General features: G+C 58.3%; 5 protein-coding genes. All 5 read right to left on the reverse strand.

Annotated elements, in window-relative coordinates:
- Positions 1-22: 22 nt before the first annotated feature.
- Positions 23-691 (reverse strand): phosphoribosylanthranilate isomerase, encoded by a 669-nt coding sequence (locus QZ725_RS04855; protein WP_293776874.1) that lies wholly within the window; start codon positions 689-691, stop codon positions 23-25.
- A gap of 4 nt (positions 692-695) precedes the next feature.
- The gene (truA, locus tag QZ725_RS04860) at positions 696-1,517 is read right to left on the reverse strand and encodes a tRNA pseudouridine(38-40) synthase TruA (RefSeq protein WP_293776876.1); all 822 of its coding nucleotides are present in this window, start codon (positions 1,515-1,517) and stop codon (positions 696-698) included.
- 77 nt (positions 1,518-1,594) lie between these two features.
- Positions 1,595-4,480: a FimV/HubP family polar landmark protein gene (locus QZ725_RS04865; protein WP_293776878.1), complete on the reverse strand. Its 2,886-nt coding sequence runs from the start codon at positions 4,478-4,480 to the stop codon at positions 1,595-1,597.
- Positions 4,481-4,713: 233 nt separating this feature from the next.
- Positions 4,714-5,820: an aspartate-semialdehyde dehydrogenase gene (gene asd / locus QZ725_RS04870; RefSeq protein ID WP_293776882.1), complete on the reverse strand. Its 1,107-nt coding sequence runs from the start codon at positions 5,818-5,820 to the stop codon at positions 4,714-4,716.
- Between the two features lie 73 nt (positions 5,821-5,893).
- The coding region (locus tag QZ725_RS04875) for an isocitrate/isopropylmalate family dehydrogenase (RefSeq protein ID WP_293776880.1) at positions 5,894-6,386 on the reverse strand (493 nt) is incomplete at its 5' end.

Consider the following 6,386-nt stretch of genomic DNA (forward strand, 5'->3'; position numbering starts at 1 on the left):
GAAGTTAGTCCTGCAAGCCGTGTCACACAGCATCGGCTGTGCGGACGGCGCGGATGAAGGCGCGAATCTTTTCGGCATCCTTGATGCCTTTTGCCGCCTCGACGCCACTGCTGACATCGACAGCAAACGGGCGTATGCGTGATACGGCTTCAGCCGCGTTTTGCGCGTTCAAGCCACCACTCAAAACGACCCGATGCGCGATGCTTTCCGGAATGAGAGACCAATCGAAAACCTTTCCACTGCCGCCGTAGCCATCCACAAACGTATCCAGCAACAAACCGGAAAACAGGGAACTGGCGGCGCGATATTGAGCTTCATATTCTATCAAATCGGCTGCCGTGGCTTCCGGTTTGACGCGCAAGGCGCGAATAAAGGGACGATTGACCGCTGCGGCGATGTGCGCACACATTTCGGCCGTCTCGTCACCATGAAATTGCAGCAGGGCAAGCGGCACCTTGGCAATAACGGATTGCACGGTCTCCAGCGATGCATTGACGAACAGGCCGGTCGTCGTGACGAAGGGTGGCACGCAACGCAGCAATTGCCCTGCCGCTTCCGGCGCAATGTTGCGCGGGCTGTGCGGATAAAAAACCAGACCGATGGCATCGGCGCCGGCGGCAATTGCATCGCGCACATCCTGTTCGCGCGTCAAGCCGCAAATCTTGATACGTGTGCGATGCAGGGACGACATTTCCTCAGACATAATCAAATGGCCACAAAGGGTTAATGAATTCTTCCTGCGGCAAACCCCACTTGGGGTCGTAATCGATTTTTGCCAGATACAAACCGTCGGGCATGAAGGTCGGTGCAGCCAGCGCACGATCGCGCCCGTCCAACACGGTTTTCAGCCATTCTGGTGTCTGATTACCAACGCCAACCACGATCAGCGAACCCAGGATATTGCGCACCATATGGTGCAGGAAGGCATTGGCCTGTAGGGTGAACAGAAACATGTTGCCATTCTGTTCGATACGGATTTCCTGCATGGTCTTGATCGGCGAATTGGCTTGGCACTGCGAAGAACGAAATGCCGAAAAGTCGTGCTGACCGATCAGGTGGTTTGCCGCTTCCTGCATGCGCGCCAGATCGAGCGGACGGAACACCCAGCCAGCACGGGCCGCCAGCATTGGCGAACGCACAGGGTGGTTGTACAGCACATACTGATACTTGCGCGCTGTGGCACTGAAGCGGGCATGGAATTCCAGTCCGTCAAGCGCAGGCACTTGCACCGCCCAGCGCACCGCAATCGATGGCGGCAGAAAGGCATTGACGCCGCGCACCCAGGAATTCATGTCGCGCGACAGCGTGGTATCGAAATGCACGACCTGCTCCAGACCATGCACACCGGCATCGGTACGGCCGGCACACATGACGCCAATTTCCTGCAAGGTGAATGCCTTGAGCGCTGCCTCCAGCGTATCCTGCACGGTACCGCCGCCGGGCTGGGTCTGCCAGCCACGCCACAGCGCGCCGTCATATTGCACGCCCAGCACGATACGTTTCGATTCGATGGTCATTGCAGGAAAAACATTCCGCTAAAAAGGAAAACGGGCGCAAGCATAGCATTGCGCCCGTTGACTGTGTCGTGAACCGTTCAGTTCAGCTTGGCGAGCAGCGCCGTCGCGCGTGCGGACTGTTCGCCATTACCGCCCTTGACGACTTCTTCCAGCAATTCGCGCGCGCCTTCCTTGTCACCGATTTCCTGATAAGCCAGTGCCAGATCCAGCTTGGTCGCCATTTCGGCACTACCGGAATAGCTGGCTTCGTCATCCAGGCCCTCAAGCGGTGGCAAGGTATTGCCGGATGAGGAACTCAAAGGATCAAGTTCCAGCGAAATGTCGGACAGATCAAAATCCTCCGGCTTGGCCGTGACCGCCGGTGCGGGCGACTCAACTGCAGGCGGCAAATCGGATGGGAACTCCAGATCGAAGGCTTCCGGCAGCAACACCTCAGGCGCCGCAGCAGGTGGCGGCACGGGTGGTTGTTCCTCGGACAATTCCGGTTCGATCACTGGCGTGCTCACTGCGAGCGGCTGGTCTTCCTGCGTCGAGACAGGTGCGCTTGGCTCTCCCTTGTCAAGGAAGTCGAAATTGATGGCAGCCACTTCAGGTGGCAAATCGGCCGATGCCAGTTGCGTTGGCGACAAGGCATCGGCATCGTCGTCAGATGCTTTTGGCTGATCATCGAAGCCATCGAGATCGAATTCGAGATCGGCCATGCTTGCCTGCGGCTCATCGATCAATGGCGAAGCGACCTTGACTGGTGCCGCCGGCTCATCGATCTGCGCGACATCGCCCAGCAGACTCGGCTCGGAGAAGGACAACTCTTCCTCGTCCTTGTGCAATGTCGGCACCTCATCCGATTCCGCTGCGGTAAACGCCAGCGGCTCCTCCTCATCTTTTTCAGTTGCAGCCAGAACCGTGGCGGCCGTCAGCACGCTCGCGAATTTCGAGTTGCCATCGGTGGTCGTGGCTGCCGAAGCGTAGAGTGGGTTATCGGGGTCAAGTGCCGCACCCAGCGTGGCGGCCTGCTCCCATTCAGGACCTTCACCGCGCGTCATGCTGTACAGCTCGGTCGCCAGGACTTCGAAAGCGCGTGCATCGCCGCGCATGGAATAGATTTCCAGCAATTTCAGGCGCACGGCGTGGCGGTCTGGTTGGTTGCGCAAGGCTTCCTTCAGAATCTCTTCTGCCTGTGCATCGCGGCCATAAGCAATATAGACATCGGCTTCCGCAATCGGATCGACTTCGTTGGTATCGAGCTGGCTGGCAGATGGCACGAAATTCGAGTTGAACACGCTGTTATTCGTGTCCACACTTTGACCGCCGGTTGCGCCGAACAGCGAATTCGACTTCAAGCTCGAATCGCTGAGGATGCTGTCTTCAAAGGTTTTCACCGGCTGCTTGCGACGACGCGAGCTGTAAATCCCCAATGCCGCCAGCAAGGCCAGCAAAATGCCGGCTCCCGGCAGGAACAGAGGATTGTTGCTCAGATCGTCGAAGAAACTGGTTTCCGGTGCTGTGGCCGCTGGTTGAACCGGCGCGACGACGGGTGGTTTCGCTGCAGGCTTGGCCGCATCGGCAGCGGTTTTTTCTTCCGCAGGTTTCTCGACTGTCGGCGGCGTTACCGCAGCTTCTGCGGTTTTTTCAGCTTCCACCGGAGCAGAAGCATTCGATGCAGAGGTAGCGGGTGCGGCGGCAGTGCCACCGGCTTCAGCCTGTTGCTGACGTGCTGCCAGATCCTGATTCTTGATCTCCAGCAGTTTCTGCAATTCGCTGACGTTCTTTTCAAGCTCGCGGACGCGTGCGTTGGCTTCGGCGATGGCCTTGTCGCGCGCGATCAAGTCTTCTTCGCTGACACCGCTGCGCGTGCTTGCTCCGGCAGTCGCACCGGCGCTGGCATCGTTGTTACCCGATTTCGACAGGCGCAGACGATCCTGCGCAGTCGCTGCACTGCCCTCTTCCTGTACACGCGCCGTGATGCTGCCACTGGAACTTTGCCGACCTTCTTCGGTACGACGCGCTTGCGCTCCGCCCACCTGCGAAGCCAGCTTGTTACGGTAGGCGTTGAAATCGGCGGTCTGCGCGACTACCACGCCACGCGCTTCGCCGGCATTGATGGTTTCTGCTTCGGTCGCTGCCGGGATAGACAAAATCTGACCGGCGCGCAAACGATTCATGTTCTTGCCGACAAAGGCATCGGGATTGGCGCGATATAACGCGACCAGCATCTGATCGAGCGAGACGCCGGGCTCGCGGTACTGATTGGCGATATTCGCCAGCGTGTCGCCTTTTTTAACGGTATGTTCCTGCACGGTTTTCGCCGGCCGTGCAGGCTGAGTCGGACGGGGCGCAGCACGCGGCGTTGTCGCCGGTGTCGCTGTCGGCGTTGCAACCGCACGTGGCTCGGAACGCGGTGTTTCGCTGACTGGCGCAACCGGTGCCGGCGCAGATGGCGCGGGCGTCGTTACCGTGGATTGCTGGACTTGGCTGTTGATGATGGGCGCCACCGATGCGGTGCGACCATTACGCAATTCGGGCGGATCCAGCAGGAAGGTGTATTCACGCACAAGTCGACCGCGATTACCGCCGAGTTCCATCAGCATGTCGACGAATGGTTCATTGATCGGCTGTGTGGAGGTGACGCGTACCACCGGACCGCTGGCGCGTCGCTCGACCGAAAAACGCAGCGACAACAGCGCCGGCGTCAATTCGATATTTGCCTGGCGATAGGCATCCGCCGAGGCCAGGCGCGGTTGCAATGACTCCAGTTCATCGGCAGCGACCGCAGTCAGTTCGATCTCTGCCCGCAAGGGCTGCCCGAGCGCCGACTGTACCGACAACCGTCCGAGACCCGCCGCATGCGCACTGGCCAGCACGGCCAGGGAAAGAACGGCAGCGCTGACAGCTTTTAAACGGAAAGAGGAAAGCGGGGAGGAAGAAGCGAGGGAGCGAGATTTTGACCGCATTTTGAATGACATGAAGATGTTTCCGTTTGGCTGCTTCAGAAATCAGTGCGCCATAAGAACAAGAGTGATGGCGTCAGCTTCTCGTTCCTGATTGTCGTTTTTTTATGGACTTTCACCTTAGCATCATGGACTTACGCGCGCAAGCGAACGTAGCTTGGCAAATAAATGTAAAACCCGCCGCCAGCCTTTGTTACACGGCTGTGCGGCGGGTTTCCTGTTGCGCCATGACAACATGGCATCGGTGTTTATTCGCCGAGGATGATGCGCAAGACGCGGCGCAGCGGTTCGGCTGCGCCCCACAGCAGTTGATCGCCAATCACGAACGAAGACAGATATTCCGGTCCCTGATTCAGCTTGCGCACACGGCCCACGCCGATATCCAGACCACCGGTGATCGAAGCTGGCGTCAATTCCTTGACCGTCACGGCGCGTTCGTTTGGCACCCACTTCACCCACTGGTTGCCGCCACGGATGATGCCCTCCACGTCGGCCAACGGCACATCGCGCTTGAGCTTGATCGTCAGCGCCAGGCTGTGGCAGCGCATGGCGCCAATGCGCACGCACAAGCCATCGACAGGAATGGTTTGCGTCGTACCGAGAATCTTGTTGACCTCGGCCTGGCCCTTCCATTCTTCCTTGGACTGACCGTTTTCGAGTTGGGCATCGATCCACGGAATCAGGCCGCCAGCCAGCGGCGCACCGAAGAATTCGGTCGGCACATCCTGACGAATGCTTTGGGCAACCTTGCGATCGATATCAAGAATTGCCGAAGCGGGATTGGCCAACTCGTCAGCGACCGCGCCGTGTACCGCGCCCATGCCCGAAATCAGTTCGCGCATGTGGTTGGCCCCGCCACCCGAAGCCGCCTGATAGGTCATCGAACTGACCCACTCGACCAGACCTTCCTTGAACAGACCACCAACACCCATCAACAGGATGGAGTTGGTACAGTTGCCGCCGATGTAATTCTTGACGCCCTTGCCAAGCGCATCCTGAATGACGTTCAGATTGACCGGGTCGAGCACGATGACGGCATCATCCTTCATGCGCAGCGTCGACGCCGCATCGATCCAGTAACCATTCCAGCCAGCCGCACGCAGCTTGGGGAAAATCTCGGTAGTGTAATCACCGCCCTGGCAGGTAATGATGATGTCGCACTTTTTCAGCGCGTCGATATCGTTGGCATCCTGCAGCGTGGTTTCATTCTTTGCCATCGCCGGGGCCTTGCCGCCCTTGTTCGATGTCGAAAAGAAGACCGGTTCGATGTGATCGAAATCCCTCTCTTCCTGCATGCGCTGCATGAGAACAGAACCGACCATGCCGCGCCAACCAACCAGACCAACTAGCTTCATCATCATTTCCTTTATGACGGGCGGGAAATCGTAATCCGCCCTGTTCGTCAAACTACTGCCAGCTTACCGCCAATTACTTGAGTGCTTTCAGGACTGCATCACCCATTTGCGTGGTGCCAACCTTGGTGGTACCGGCTTCGTAGATGTCCGGCGTACGCAGACCTTGCTGGAGAACCGCCTTAACGGCAGCTTCCACGCGATCCGCCTGTTCCGGCTTGTTCAGCGAGTAACGCAGCATCATGGCCAGCGACAGGATTTGCGCCAATGGATTCGCCATATCCTTGCCAGCGATGTCCGGAGCCGAACCGTGCGAAGGCTCGTACAGACCTTGATTCTTGGCATTCAGCGAAGCGGAAGGCAGCATGCCGATCGAACCGGTCAGCATTGCTGCAGCGTCGGACAGGATGTCGCCAAACATGTTGCCGGTCACGACCACGTCAAATTTCTTCGGTGCGCGCACCAGTTGCATGGCTGCGTTATCGACATACATGTGATCGAGTTCGACGTCCGGATATTCCTTGTGCACGTCAGTCACGATATCGCGCCAGAACTGGAAGGTTTCCAGA

Origin of the sequence: uncultured Oxalicibacterium sp. (genome assembly GCF_913776015.1) — a bacterium.
GTDB lineage: Bacteria > Pseudomonadota > Gammaproteobacteria > Burkholderiales > Burkholderiaceae_D > Oxalicibacterium.